Here is a 13,026-nt window from a genome sequence, read left to right as displayed (position 1 = left end):
CGGACATCGTGTCGGTGTCAGACCACCGCTTGCCCCAGGAGGCACCGATGAGCACACGAATCACCGACACCGACCCCCTCTCACCCGGCACCCACAGCTACCAACTGGCCGGGCTGGTACAGCGCTACCACGTCCACGGCACCGGCCCGGTGTGCGTCGTCCACTCCGGTGGCCCCGGCATCCTCTGGGAGTACCTGCGGATACCGGCGCTCGAGGAGCACCTCACGATGGTGTACGTCGAGCCCGTCGGCACCGCGCTGGACAGTCGCCTGCCCTCGCACCCGCACGGATACACGCGCGAGCGCTACAGCAGCTTCCTGGAGATCCTCATCGAACGGCTCCGTGTACCGAAGGTGCACCTGCTCGGACACTCACACGGCGCGTTCGTCGCCGCCTACCACGCCCTGCACCGCCCCGATCGGCTCACGGGCGTGGTGCTGTACGAGGGCGCCCCCGTCTCCGGCCCGGAGCACGGCGCGGAGGCGGGCCGCCTGGTGCAGGCATTCGCCGCGAAGCACGCCGGTCATCCGGGACTGCCAGGTGTGCTCGCCGCGTTCGACGCGATGTCCACGATGTCCGACGACGAGCAGACCGAGGCGGTCGCCAAGGGAGTGCTTCCCTCCTACTTCGCCGACTTCTGGGGCGACGGGGAACGCTTTGCCCCCTTCAGGGACGCGGTGCGGGCCGTGTACATCTCGGGCCTGGGCGAGGACGGCACCCCCGACGTGATCGACGACCGGGCCGCACTCAAGGAACTGGTCGTGCCCGCGCTGGTGGTCGTGGGACGGCACGACGTGATCTGCGGCCCGCGCTGGGGGCTGGAACTGCACGATCTGATCCCCGACGCGCGCCTGCTGCTTCTGGAGAACAGCGGTCACATGGGGCATGTGGAAGAGCCCGAGTTGTTCGCGGACGGGGTCCGCCGTTTCGTTCTCGAGACCGCCCCCGCGGACGGTCCCTCGTAGGGGGGTCCCCGTCATGGCCGCCTGCCGGACCGAGGGCACGCGGCCATGAACTCAGCGCGAAGAAGCGCTCGTCGTGGTAGCGGAGGCCTGTCGGAGCCGCGCGCAGGACGCGGACGCCGACCCGGCCGCGGAACCGCTCTGTGACCGGGGCGTCTTCACCCCGGGCTTCTTCGGAGCGATGGTGCGCGGATCGACCGCCTCGCCCGGCGCACCCTCCCGGTACAGACCGTTGGGCAGGCTGTCCCGGTCATGGGGCAGCAGGAAGAAGACCCGGCGCTTGTTCAGACCGCTGTCCGGGTCGGGAGAGGCGTTCTCGTCCAGCAGGGCGTACCCGACCATCCGGCCGTCCCGTGCGTAGGGCGGCTTCGTGTTGCGCCGCCTGGTTTTGTCCAGCGCCTGGCGTACGTAGTGGAGTCCTTCGAGGTTCTCCAGCCACACCATCTCGGCCTCGTGGATGAGGTCGCTCTCGGTCAACAGCGAACTCATGGATGCAGCCCCTCCTTCGGCGGCGTACTCGCCGGCGATGACACCGTGCGCGACGTCTGTCCGTGTCGTTCCGGTCCACTCATCGCCGGGTCGCGGGCCATTCTGCGTGGACCACCGCGAGCGGCTGCCCTCCATCATCGTAGAACGCCCGCCGACGGCCGAGGGGGCGACGTGGTGGACGGAGCGGGAGCAGGACGGCCGTCACGGGCGCTCCAGCAACGCGATGCCCGGATAGTACTTCCGGCCGTTCGACTTGATCATGTCGGTCGGCGAGGCCACTCCGACCTCCTGGCGGACGCGGTTGGCGAAGGCCCGGGGAGTCGCCGGCCGGATGCCCTCGCCCGCATGGCACCAGGAGCTGTACTCCGAGTACAGCAGCCCCTGCTCCACTTTCAGGTCCTTGCCGCCCTCGCCGCCCCGCGTGCAGCACTCGGCCAAGAACCGTCCGATGTGGTCCTCCGTCGTGGCGTACGCGCTGGTCGCGATCCGGACCCGGTCGGGGCCCTCCAGCGGGTCCCTGGTACGCAGATGGCGCCGCGCGCCCTCGATCAGCCAGTGGAGGATGCCCGGGCCCTCGTCACGGACCAGTTCGAAGGCGAGGTTGTCGATCCGACGGTGGGCGGGGACCGTGCGCGTGAAGGGCAGCAGCCGGATGCGGCGCCAGAAGGCGAAGCCGCCCGTGGAGACCTCCGGACGGTGGTTGCCGAGCAGCCACAGGTGGTGGGTCGGGGTGAACGAGAAGTAGTCCTGCCTCATGCGCCGGGCCTTGATCTTGTCGCCACCCGTCAGCAGCCGTACCCGGGCCTCGTCGAACTTGTCGTTCGGCTTCAGCTCGCTGCACACGATCAGGCGTCGCCCGTGCAGCTCGGTGAGTTCGGTGGAGTGCTCCGAGAAGGCCCCCCGGTCCATCAGGAAACCCGGTGGAGCGGCATCCGCGTAGTCACCAAGGATCTGAATCATGATGTCGAGCAGCACGGACTTGCCGTTCTTGCCCTCGCCGTGCAGGAACGGGGGACCGTTTGTGGGCGAGCTGCTGCTCGGTGCTGGCGTTGCTGCGTCAGACAGACTTGACCGCGCCCCCGTCGATGATGTGGTCTGCGCCGGTGGTGCTGCCTGCGAGCGGTGAAGCGAGGTACGCAACAAGGTCAGCGACCTCCGCCGGCTTCACGAGTCGGCCCGTGACCATCCCCATGGCCGCGGGGAGGTTGTGCACCAGTTCCTCCCGGCTCAGCCCCAGGGACTCGGCGAGTTCTGCCCCATAACCGTCCGAGGACTCCCACATGTGCGTCAGGACGGGGCCAGGTGAGACGGTGTTGATGCGCACTCCTTGCGGGCCGAACTCTTCCGCTACTGCCTTCCCGAAGGCAGTGAGCGCAGCCTTGGCGGTGGTGTAGGTGATCGGGCCGGCATGCGGGATTCGGGCGCTGTTGGATGAGAGGTTGACGATCGCGCCGTGGCTTGCCAGAAGATGGGGCATTGCGGCTCGTGTGGTGCGGACTGCCGCGAGAAAGTTCAAGTCGAACGCGCTGTTCCACTGCTGGTCGGTGAAGGCGAGGAACCCGCCGGTCTGGCCACCGCTGTCACCACCTCCGACGTTGTTGACCAGTACGTCGAGCCGCCCGAGCTCTGTCTCTGCCCGTTCGATGAGCCGAGCAGGGCCGTCGGGGGTGGACAGGTCGATGGACATGGTGAGCGCCCCCGTGGCCTGGAGCTCGGTCGTGATCGTCCGTGCTGCGACGAGGACCCGCATTCCCTCGCCGATCAAGGCTGAGACCGTGGCTAGTCCTATGCCTCGGCTTGCGCCGGTCACGACAGCGGCCTTGCCATCCAGCTGCAGATCCATGAGAACCTCCATACGCGATCGACGTCATCGTTGATGCATCTAACCTATGACTTGCAACACTGATGTTGCAAGTATGCGCTGAGTGGCGACTGTCGCGTAACCTGTTGAGGGCCCAGAGGAGGTCACATGGAACAGGAGAGGCAAGTACGGCCTATGCGTGCAGACGCCGAACGGACAGCGAAGGCGATCCTCGAGGCCGCGGAAGGCGTGCTGAGCGCCAATCCCGCAGCCACCATGGAACAGATCGCGGCGGCCGCGGGCGTCGCCCGGACGACAGTGCATCGCCGGTTCAGCAGCCGCGAGGCCCTCATCGATGCCATGACAGCCTGGGCCACTCAGCAGTTCCACGACGCCGTCACCAGCGCCCGCCCTCAGACCGCTCCCCCGCTGGTCGCGCTGTATCAGGTGACCGCGAATGTGCTCCGCGTCAAGATCGGCTGGGGATTCGCCATGAACGCGGTCAAGCCGGAGGATTCCGAGGCTGCACGCGTACATGCGGATGTCCACGAGCAATGCGACAGCCTGTTCCGGCGGCTGCATCACGCGGGTGCTCTACGACCCGACATCAACCTGGTGTGGGCCCGGCGCACGTACTACGCGCTGATCCACGAAGCTGCGCAGACCCAGCCCACTGAGGCCCAAGACCTGGATGAACTGGCAACGCTGGTCGTGGACACACTGCTGACGGGCGTCGGCCAGCAGCCGCTGAACCCCAAGATCTAGAAGCGCACCCGGAGTCATCGCAGGACTGCGGGATACGCTGATGCGGTCATTGACGAGCGTTTCGTACGCGGCCTGCCGGCTCCGGTTATCCGGCTGCCCGATGCCCAGCCGGCCCCTGTCCGAAACGACAGCTCCGTCGATCGGTGTGCGCACGACGTCCAAGCCATGCGACCTGAGGGTGAGCCCCCCCTCCTACGGGATGAGGCCCAACTACCGCCGTCGTGGGATGAGTTCGGGTTGCAGTCCGCTTACTGTCCGGTGTCATGAATCTCGCCCGTGCTGCTACTGCCGTCACCGTGCTGGGTCTTTCACTGGCCCTCGCGTCCCATACCCCGGTCGTCGCCGCTGAAGAGCCCTCTCCGGGCGCCTCCGCTTGGCAGACGGCAGCGTCGGAGATATCGCTGCCGCGACCTGAGGGGCGGTACGCAGTGGGCAGGCAGACGCTGCATCTGTCCGATCATCGGCGTCGCGACCCGTGGGTGCCCTCGGCTCACAGGGAGCTGATGGTGTCGATGCACTACCCAGCCCGCCCTGGCAGGGGCGCTGCAGCCGCCTACATGACAAGGGCGGAGGCCCGTCTGCTGCTGGAGGCGCGCGGCTTGGACGGTGTCGTGCCGGCCGCGGTCATCAGCGGTGTGCGTACGCACACTCGTGTCGACGCCGCTCCCGCGCACGGACGTTTCCCGCTGGTGCTATTGTCACCGGGGTTCTCGATGCCGCGCAGCACGCTCACCGCTCTGGCAGACGACTTGGCAAGCCGCGGGTATGTGGTCGCTGCCGTGGACCACGCCTATGAGTCCGTCGGCACTGCCTTCCCCGGCGGACGGATGCTCACTTGCCTTGCGTGCGAGCAAGTCGCCACGGACCAAGAGCGGGCTCAGGTGGTCATGAACCGGGCACGTGACCTCTCCTTCGTGATCGACCAGGTGACGGCGCCGCAAGCACCGTCGAGCACACCCCGCGGGCACAGAAGGCTTCCGTACGCGCGGATGGTCGACGCCGAGCGGATCGCGGTGGCAGGGCACTCCATCGGTGGCGCTGCGGCCGCCGCGGTCATGCTGCGCGACAAGCGTGTGCGGGCGGGCGTGAATCTGGACGGCAACTTCTTCATGCCGCTGCCGCGGGCAGGTCTGGACGGCCGCCCCTTCATGATGATGGGCGCCTCCGCCACCCACAGCCCCGAGAGCCCGGACAGCGACTGGCAGGATGCCTGGACCCGCCTGGACGGCTGGAAACGCTGGCTGACCGTCACCGGGGCCGAACACTTCACTTTTACGGATCTGCCGGTCCTGGCCGACCGGCTGGGTCTCTCCGACCCCGCGGCGACGCTCTCGGGTAAGCGCTCATGGCAGCTCACCCGCGACTACACGGCCGCCTTCCTGGACACGCATCTGCGCGGCAGGGCACGCCCCCTGCTCGACAGCCCGTCGGCCGATCGACCAGAGATCGAGTTCCCTCGGCTGTGACAAGACGTGCAGACCACTTCCCACGGCGCTACTCGCAGCACCGGCTCCAGCCTCGCTCGACGATCTGCAGCCGGTGGAGGGGCGCGACGGCCCCGCCCATGACTTCAGCGTCAGCTGATACCGGCTGGCAACGCAGTCCTCCTCCTCGTCGACTGCGGCGGCACGTGTGCGGGATTCTTCGGCTGGATCCGACGCCCAGCCCCGCAGCCCGCGAAATGTGCCGCTGCGCGAGTGACCGCGGGTTACCACGGCTTCGTGTCGGTGGGCCCCCGTTTCGGTGAGGGCCGCTCAGCACCGCCCCAGTCCGTCGGTGTGGCGCCTTCGGGCGGGCGGCGCCAAGCCCGCCCCTCGTCGAGGCCCGGTCAGCCCGCGCTGAATTCGGCGATGTAGCCGTCGCTCATGCTCAGCCGGGCGCCGGTGAACCGGGACCGCATCCGCCGGTCGTGGGTGACGACCACGACGGCGCCGCGGTACTCGGCGAGTGCCTGCTCCAACTCCTCGACCAGGACCGGAGTGAGGTGGTTGGTGGGCTCGTCCAGCAGCAACAGGTCCGTCGGATCGCTCACCAGCCGGGCAATCTCAACCCGGCGGCGCTGCCCATACGACAAGTCCTTCAACCGTCGCTGCAGGTCGGTCGGACTGAACAGGCCGAGCGACAGCAGCTTCTCCGCATGGTCCTCCAGATAGCCCTCCCGGCCCTGGGCGAAGGCTCGCAACACGGTCAGGTCGGGTGCCCAGGGTGTCTCGTCCTGCCGCAGGTGGCCGACCCGGCCGCCGGCTCGCACCGACCCGCCTTCCGACTCCAGCTCCCCGGACAACACCCGCAGCAAGGTGGTCTTGCCCGCGCCGTTGGGGCCGGTGATCAGCAGCCGCTCACCGGCCCGGATCGTCAGGGAATCGACGGTGAGACGGCCCGTGACACGCACGTCGGTGAGTTCAGCCACCGCCTCCCCCGACTGCGGCCCCGCGGTGTCGATGCGGGCGGCGAAGGACAACGGGTCAGCGGGAGCATGCACCGGATTCTCGGTGAGCTGCGCCACGCGTTGTTTCGCGTTGCGGATCCGCACCATCGCGCCGTGGTCGCGACCTCGCCTGCGGTAGGCGCCGTGACCGAATACGGAGAGGGGTATCTTGCGCGGGATGCCGTCCATCCGCGCGACGTTGGACGTGATCAACCCCCGGTTGCGATCGAGTTCGGCCCGCCACTCCTCGTACTCGCGCAGCCGCCGCTCGCGTTCCACGGCCTTGGCCGTCAGGTAGCCCTCGTAGCCGTTGCCGTACCGCGTGACGCTGCCGGAGTCGACCTCCAGAATCGTGGTGGTGAGCCGGTCGAGGAAGACCCGGTCGTGGGTGACCGCGATCACCGTGCCGCGGTGGCTGGACAGATGATTCTCCAGCCATTCCATCGCCCGGTCGTCGAGGTCGTTGGTCGGTTCGTCCAGCAGCAGCAGCTCCGGCGACGAGGCGAGGGTCGAGGCCAGCGCGAGCCGGGAGCGCTCACCGCCGGAGAGGGTGCCGAGCTTCCGGTCGCGGTCCAGGCTCGGCAGCCCGAGGCCGTGCAGGGCGACCTCCACCCGCACGTCGGCCTCGTAGCCGCCGCGCGCCTGGTACTGCTCGACCAGAGTGGAGTAGCGGCGCAGGCCGGCGGACAGCTCGCGCTCCGAGCCCTTCACGTCGCTCTCGCCCAGGTACGCCTCGGCCTCGCGCATCGCCGCTTCGAGCTCGCGCAGGTCGGACAAGGCCAGGTCGACGGCGTCCTGAACGGTGGCGTCCAGGGGCAGTTCCAGCGTCTGTGCCAGGTAGCCGACGCCGCCGGGAGCGACCACGGTGCGCGTGCCGTTGTCGGCCTCGACGCGGCCGGCGAGGACCTTGAGCAGCGTGGACTTGCCGGAGCCGTTGTCGCCGATCACGCCGACCTTCTCGCCTGGACTGACGCTGAAACCGACCCGGTCAAGCACGACACAGTCGTGGTAACGCTTCGTGATGTCGTGCAGGACGTATTGCGCAATCGACACGCGTAGGTCTCCCGTTTCACGATGAGGATGAGTGGATGCGTGAGCGCGCTCGCAGAAGCAACGGGAAGCAGCAGGGACAACACCACTGCGAACATGACCTCAAGGGTGTGTCACGAGCGCACTGCTGGATGCGGCAGCGGAGTCAGCTCAACGCCGGGCATCCTCATCAATCACAGAGATCCCATATACGGACCATAGCGGTACCGCCCGCTGACACGCAACGATGGGCTCGCCCCATTGAAATCATTTCATCTTGAACTCGCAGGTCGCGGTACTGGTGTGGGCCCGTGATGCGGTCCTCGTGCTGGCAGGCGGAGTGATCACTGTCGGGTGATTCTCTGTCACCGCTGGACTTTGCAGGTCGCCAGAACGAGCAGGGCCCGCAGCAACGTAGTGGCGTGATGGGCGTTCATGCGGACCTTGGTCAGGATGCGCCAGGTCTTCAGGTGCGCGAAGCCGTGCTCGACGGCGGCGTGGTCGTGGCGGGTGGCGGTGATCTCGCTGGCCCGGCCAGGGCGGGCGGAGGAGATCCGGATCAGGTTGCCCTTCTCGTCGGTCAGCGCGAGGAAGAGCAGGCCATGGGCCTTGTGTTTCGCGCTGTAGTTCTTGCGGTTGGCCGCCCCGGTGCGGCGGCGGGTGCGTGCGAGGGTGCCGTCCAGCAGGACCACCACACCGCCCCGACGGGCGATCTTCTTCAGGGCCCGGTCCAGACGCGGGGCCCGGGCGGCGAGCAGGTCGATCACTTCCAGGACCCAGCGGCGGACGGTGGCGGCCGAGACGGCGTTGCCGCCGGCCACGTCGGCCAGGCGCTGGTCGTGGCGCAGGACGGCCAGCACGACGATCGCCTGCATGCCCGGAGCGGCCTCGCGCCAGCGGATGTCCAGCTGCTTGCGCCTGCGGCGTATCAGGCCGGCGACGAGATCGACGGTCCGCTTCGACACGGGAAGCCGGACCTGGTAGACAACACCGGGAGGGACCTCGGCGGGCGGCTGCTTCTTCACACAGGCGCCAACTCCCGCCGAGGGACATCGTGTTACGGCCGCAACCGGCGATGTCGGCGTACGCGCGAACGCGCTCAGCCAGGTACACGGGAGCGTGCTCGTGTTCGTCAGGTGACGGTGCGGCCCAGGTAGGCGGCCAGACGGTCGAGCGGGCTGGCTTCAGCGGGTACCGGCTGCGCCTCGGCAAAGGAACCCCCGGCAGTACGGGGCAGATCGCCGTAGATCTCGCATACGACAGGGAGGGCCGTCTCAGCGATGTGCTGAACGCTGTCGTAGGGGCGCCCGATGGCCTGGGCCAGATCCCAGCCGTGAACCAGCATCTCGATCACCAACTGCTCGACGAGCCGTCGCCCGGGAGCGGGCCCGTAGCGCCGTTCGAGCATGCCCGGGCCTGCGAAGGCCGACCGTGCGGCCTGGGACGCGGTACGGAAAGCCGCGACATGGTCGTCCCCAAGGTGGTCGGCGGTGAAGTCAGAGCGGGGGGTTCCGTTGGCCAGGCCGGCCCACAGCAGGTTCTCCCAGACGAGATGGTTGAGGAGGGCCTGAACGTCCCAGTCGGCGCAGGTCGTCGGCTGGGCGAACTGGCCCGGCTCCACCGCAGAGACGAGCCTGCCGACGGCGTCCAGGACTTCCTCACAGGCATGGAGTACGCCGGTCGGTCCCCACGCGTCCTTACCGGCGTCGTACATCTCAGCGAGTTGTGCGGCTCGCGCACCGGGTTCAGGATGCGTTCTCAATGCCGTCGTCAGCCATCGACCGGCTTCCGCCATGCTGGGCCGCACGGGCCAGCCGTTGATGATGCACAGCAGCTGCCAGTACCGCTCCACGTGCGTGTCGGAGGCGACTTCGAGCTGCTCAAGGAGCAGACCCCGCGTCTGCGCGTCGTCAACGAGCGTCTCGTCGTCCAGAGCGGCCTGCGTGGGGATCCACGTCTCGACGATGGCGGTGACGATGGGGTCGGCCGCCGGCGAGTCCGCGGCGATTCCCTGCACCATCGCGGTTTCCACTCGCCGCAGCCAGTCATCTGTCACCCGCTCGGCGTCCCGCAACGCGCTGTCGTCGTGCTCGCCTGGATGGTGTTCGGCGGCGTAGTGGGCCATACGGCGCAGACCGGTGCGCAGAGCTGGGTTTCTGACGAGTTCGCCCAGTTCGAGCCAGGCGTCGACCTGCTGGTTGGTGGGATCGGCGGGCAGGTCCGGGGTCGCTGCCAGAAGGCCCCCTCGGTAGGTGGGTACGTCCAGTTCCCCCAAGGTGTCGGTGACGAAGTCCTGGATGACGGCACGGCGTTCAGCGGCGGACATGCGCGCCAGCTCGGTCATGATGGTGAGCCCCTCGGCAGTGGTGTTGCGGCGGGTGACGGAGCGCAGCACCGCCTGCTGCGTTCGCAGCGTACGGATCTGCCTCTCCAGCGCGTCGATGTGCGTTGCGGCCACCTCCGACAGGGTGTTCTCGCGTTCCAGTACGTCGCGGATCGTCGCCAGCCCCAGGCCCAGCCCTCGCAGTGTCCGCGCCAGCTGCAGACGGGCCAGGGCTTCGGTGCCGTACAGCCGGTAGCCGGCCGGAGTCCGGCCTGCCGGGTGAATGACCCCGGTGTCGGACCAGTGCCGGATCAGCTTTACCGACAGCCCGGTCTTCCGGGCAACCTCCCCGATACTCCAGAACGTGTTGTCACCGACGTGCATGCGCTCCACCTTTGGGTCTCCCACGAAGGGAGAGTCAACAGGCGCCCGGCTTCCGCCATGTCTGCGCCACGCGATTCCATGGGCACGTTGAGGTGTACGCGGCTGGACACAGAGATCTGTACGCCGACGCCGGACCGCAGCCGGTGGTCAGCGCGGCAAATAGCGTCCGGAGCCCGTGCGCGACAGCCAGCCCCGGTCCGACAGCTTGCGCAACTGGCCGCGGACCGGCTCGACCTTGCCCGGGGTGTTCTCCCCGACCCAGCGCGAGCACGACGTCCCTGGCCATCACCGGCCCCGACGCCTTCGCGACGATCTCCATAATCCGCCGGTACTCCGGCGTGAGCGCCTCCACCCCCATGCCCTCCACGCGGTCCGGGATCAGCCGCATCCCACCCGCCCCGGGCGTCACCACCACCGGCTCCGGCTCCGGCTCCGGCTCCGGCTCCGGCTCCGGCTCCGGCTCCGGCTCCGGCTCCGGCTCCGGCTCCGGCTCCGGCTCCGGCTCCACGATGCCCGAGGGCCGCCGTCCTCCGTCCGTCGCTTCGGCCCACTGCCCGCACACCACCTCGGCCGCCTCCAATCGGCCCAGCTCGGCGTCAATCTCCGCCAGCTCCTTGCGCAGCAGCTCGGCCCGCTCAGTCAGTCGCATCCGCCGCTCGATCGTCCACGTCAGCACGTCCACCATGCGACTCCCTCCCGTTGCGGAACCTACGAGACGCATCGGGCGGACCACCCCAGAACCCGCGAACCGGCCCGAGGCAGACGATCACCTGCTAGCGATCACAACCGAGAGCAGCACGAGCACGTCAATCTCCACCCACACCAGTTGCCCCACCTGCGAATTCAGGATGGAAGTCGCTCATTGGGCCGAGGTCATGTCTTCCAGCCATCGGTGTGGCGCCGCCGCCGGTTGTCGGCCGCCGCCCGCTGCCGTCCGCTCAGCGCGGCACGCTTGGCGGCGGTCAGCAGCCTCAGCGGGACGGTGTCGTACTCGACGAAGCGCTTCATCTCCGAGTACACGCCTGCCCGTGCGGATGACCTCCACACAACCGCCCCGGCTCTGCCGAAAGGCCGGCGAACAGGAGCCGGTCACCTTTCAGTGGGGCGGGACGTCAGAAAGGCGATGCCGTCGGCGAAAGGTTCGTGATCGTGACTCCCCCTGAATTTCTGGCCGCGCGGTTCGAGGAGTACCGGCCTCATCTGCGCGCGGTGGCGTACCGCATGCTCGGTTCCCTGGCCGAGGCGGACGACGCGATCCAGGAGACCTGGCTGCGGCTGTCAGGCTCCGACGACCGCAGGATCGAGAACCTCGGGGGGTGGCTGACCACTGTGGTCGGCCGGGTCTGCCTCGACATGCTCCGTGCCCGCAAGCGTCGCGGCGAGGAGCCCTGGGAGCGGCGGCTGCCCGATCCGGTGATCAGCCGGGAGGACGGTGCCGACCCCGAACAGCAGGCCTTGCTGGCGGACTCGCTGGGCCTGGCCCTCCTGGTAGTGCTGGAATCCCTCAGCCCGGCGGAGCGGCTGGCGTTCGTGCTGCACGACCTTTTCGGCCTGCCCTTCGAAGAGATCGCGCCGATCGTCGACCGCACGCCCGCAACGGCCAAGAAGCTCGCCAGCCGCGCGCGGCTGCGGGTCCGCGGCACCACGCCGCCCCCGGACCCGGACCGGGCCGGCCAGCGCCGCGTGGTGGATGCTTTCCTGAGCGCTGCCCGCGGCGGCGACTTCGATGCGCTGCTGGCACTCCTCGACCCGGACGTGGTGTTGCGCGCGGACGGCGGCGCGCTCACCGGTGGCCTGCGCACGATCCGCGGCGCCACCACGGTGGCCGGGCAGCTGGAGACCTTCCAGCGGATGGCCACCGCCGCCACTACACACGCGACACTGGTCAACGGCTCCGCCGGGCTGGTCAACACCTTCGGCGGGAAGCCGCTGTCCGTCATGAGCTTCACCGTCACCGGCGGCCGGATCGCCGCCATCGACATCCTCAGTGATCCCGCACGACTGGCCCAGCTCGACCTGGCTCCCGACCAGGTCTGATCGCCTTCCTGCCAGTGCGCTGCCCCCGCGGGCCTTCCCTGCCCTAGGGCAGGGAAGGCCCGCGGGGGCAGCCGACGTCATGGGGCGCCACCGCTCTACGGGACTGCGATTGGTCGAAGAACGTCGCGCCGGGCGGTCACCTTCGCTTGGCGGGTGACGTCAGTGCAGTGAGGCGAGCCGATCAGGCGAGCCGGCGAACAGCCCGCGACAGAGAGAAGGAACACCACTCATGGACACGACGACCAACCGACTCGACACCCTCACCTCCCGGTTCTCCGACCCGCAACAGCTGGTCCCCGAGCTCGGAAATGTCAGCGCCGCCCTGTTCAAGATCATCGGCAACGGGGCGGTGCCCCGGAGCACAATCACCCTGATCCACCTGCGCGCCGGGCAGCTCGTCGAGAACACCTACCTGACGGTGATGCACACCGCCAACGCCCGCCGTGCCGCCGTCCCGGAGGAGAAGATCGCCGCCGTCGCCTCGTGGAAGGACGCGCCCTACTTCACCGAAGCCGAGCGGGCCGCGCTGGCGCTGGTGGAAGCCGTCCTCACGCCCGCACGACAGGGCGAGCGCGTACCCGACGACCTGTACTCGTGGGCGGCCGAGCACTACAACGACAGGGCCCTGGCCACCCTCGCCATGGCCATCGGGCAGGTCAGCTTCTTCGTCCCGCTCGCCTTGATCGGCAAACCCCTGCCCGGCGTCTCCATGGCCGAGCAGTGGCGCACGACCAAGACCGACTGACCCCCTGCACCCGCCCGCACGGGCCCGGCGAGCGGCTCACGCCGGCCGCCGGGCCTACCCGCC

12 protein-coding genes and 1 pseudogene are annotated in these 13,026 nt (G+C 68.7%); 5 read left to right on the top strand and 8 right to left on the bottom strand.

Annotated features, from left to right (window positions below):
• Positions 1–47 precede the first annotated feature (47 nt).
• Positions 48–965: an alpha/beta fold hydrolase gene (locus ACZ67M_RS35035; RefSeq protein WP_469854043.1), complete on the top strand. Its 918-nt coding sequence runs from the start codon at positions 48–50 to the stop codon at positions 963–965.
• 51 nt (positions 966–1,016) lie between these two features.
• On the opposite strand, the gene ACZ67M_RS35030 is transcribed toward ACZ67M_RS35035, so the two are convergent.
• The 3 genes and pseudogenes from ACZ67M_RS35030 to ACZ67M_RS35020 all read right to left on the bottom strand — a co-directional run bounded on the left by ACZ67M_RS35030 (position 1,017) and on the right by ACZ67M_RS35020 (position 3,294).
• Positions 1,017–1,451 (bottom strand): DUF6009 family protein, encoded by a 435-nt coding sequence (locus ACZ67M_RS35030; RefSeq protein ID WP_469854042.1) that lies wholly within the window; start codon positions 1,449–1,451, stop codon positions 1,017–1,019.
• A 201-nt stretch (positions 1,452–1,652) separates the two neighbouring features.
• A pseudogene (locus tag ACZ67M_RS35025) lies at positions 1,653–2,462 on the bottom strand (DNA primase family protein); the annotation flags it as partial.
• A gap of 46 nt (positions 2,463–2,508) precedes the next feature.
• Positions 2,509–3,294 (bottom strand): SDR family oxidoreductase, encoded by a 786-nt coding sequence (locus ACZ67M_RS35020; protein WP_469854041.1) that lies wholly within the window; start codon positions 3,292–3,294, stop codon positions 2,509–2,511.
• 126 nt (positions 3,295–3,420) lie between these two features.
• Here ACZ67M_RS35020 and ACZ67M_RS35015 point away from each other — a divergent pair, with 126 nt between their 5' ends.
• Entirely contained in the window at positions 3,421–4,017 is a 597-nt protein-coding gene (locus tag ACZ67M_RS35015) for a TetR/AcrR family transcriptional regulator (RefSeq protein ID WP_469854040.1), read from the top strand.
• Positions 4,018–4,280: 263 nt separating this feature from the next.
• Positions 4,281–5,483 carry an alpha/beta hydrolase family protein gene (locus ACZ67M_RS35010; protein WP_469854039.1) on the top strand — a complete coding sequence of 401 codons (1,203 nt, stop codon included), beginning with the start codon at positions 4,281–4,283 and terminating at the stop codon, positions 5,481–5,483.
• A 362-nt stretch (positions 5,484–5,845) separates the two neighbouring features.
• On the opposite strand, the gene ACZ67M_RS35005 is transcribed toward ACZ67M_RS35010, so the two are convergent.
• The 5 genes from ACZ67M_RS35005 to ACZ67M_RS34985 all read right to left on the bottom strand — a co-directional run bounded on the left by ACZ67M_RS35005 (position 5,846) and on the right by ACZ67M_RS34985 (position 11,189).
• On the bottom strand, positions 5,846–7,498 hold the full coding sequence (locus ACZ67M_RS35005; protein WP_469854038.1) for a TlrC/CarA/OleB/SrmB family ABC-F type ribosomal protection protein: 1,653 nt from the start codon (positions 7,496–7,498) through the stop codon (positions 5,846–5,848).
• 341 nt (positions 7,499–7,839) lie between these two features.
• Positions 7,840–8,499, bottom strand: coding sequence for a transposase family protein (locus ACZ67M_RS35000; protein ID WP_469854037.1), 660 nt, complete (start codon positions 8,497–8,499; stop codon positions 7,840–7,842).
• A gap of 107 nt (positions 8,500–8,606) precedes the next feature.
• The gene (locus ACZ67M_RS34995) at positions 8,607–10,181 is read right to left on the bottom strand and encodes a TIGR03086 family metal-binding protein (RefSeq protein ID WP_469854036.1); all 1,575 of its coding nucleotides are present in this window, start codon (positions 10,179–10,181) and stop codon (positions 8,607–8,609) included.
• A gap of 34 nt (positions 10,182–10,215) precedes the next feature.
• Entirely contained in the window at positions 10,216–10,866 is a 651-nt protein-coding gene (locus ACZ67M_RS34990) for a hypothetical protein (protein ID WP_469854035.1), read from the bottom strand.
• 188 nt (positions 10,867–11,054) lie between these two features.
• Positions 11,055–11,189 (bottom strand): hypothetical protein, encoded by a 135-nt coding sequence (locus tag ACZ67M_RS34985; RefSeq protein WP_469854034.1) that lies wholly within the window; start codon positions 11,187–11,189, stop codon positions 11,055–11,057.
• Positions 11,190–11,324: 135 nt separating this feature from the next.
• Between ACZ67M_RS34985 and ACZ67M_RS34980 the strand changes: the two genes are divergently transcribed.
• Positions 11,325–12,218 (top strand): sigma-70 family RNA polymerase sigma factor, encoded by an 894-nt coding sequence (locus ACZ67M_RS34980; RefSeq protein ID WP_469854033.1) that lies wholly within the window; start codon positions 11,325–11,327, stop codon positions 12,216–12,218.
• A 229-nt stretch (positions 12,219–12,447) separates the two neighbouring features.
• Positions 12,448–12,963, top strand: a complete 516-nt coding sequence (locus ACZ67M_RS34975) for a carboxymuconolactone decarboxylase family protein (RefSeq protein ID WP_469854032.1) — start codon at positions 12,448–12,450, stop codon at positions 12,961–12,963.
• Positions 12,964–13,026 lie beyond the last annotated feature (63 nt).

This window comes from Streptomyces sp. NPDC107500, assembly GCF_055582785.1.
The sequence above is the reverse complement of the archived record's forward strand: the minus strand, read 5'-3'. Positions and strand labels throughout refer to the sequence as shown.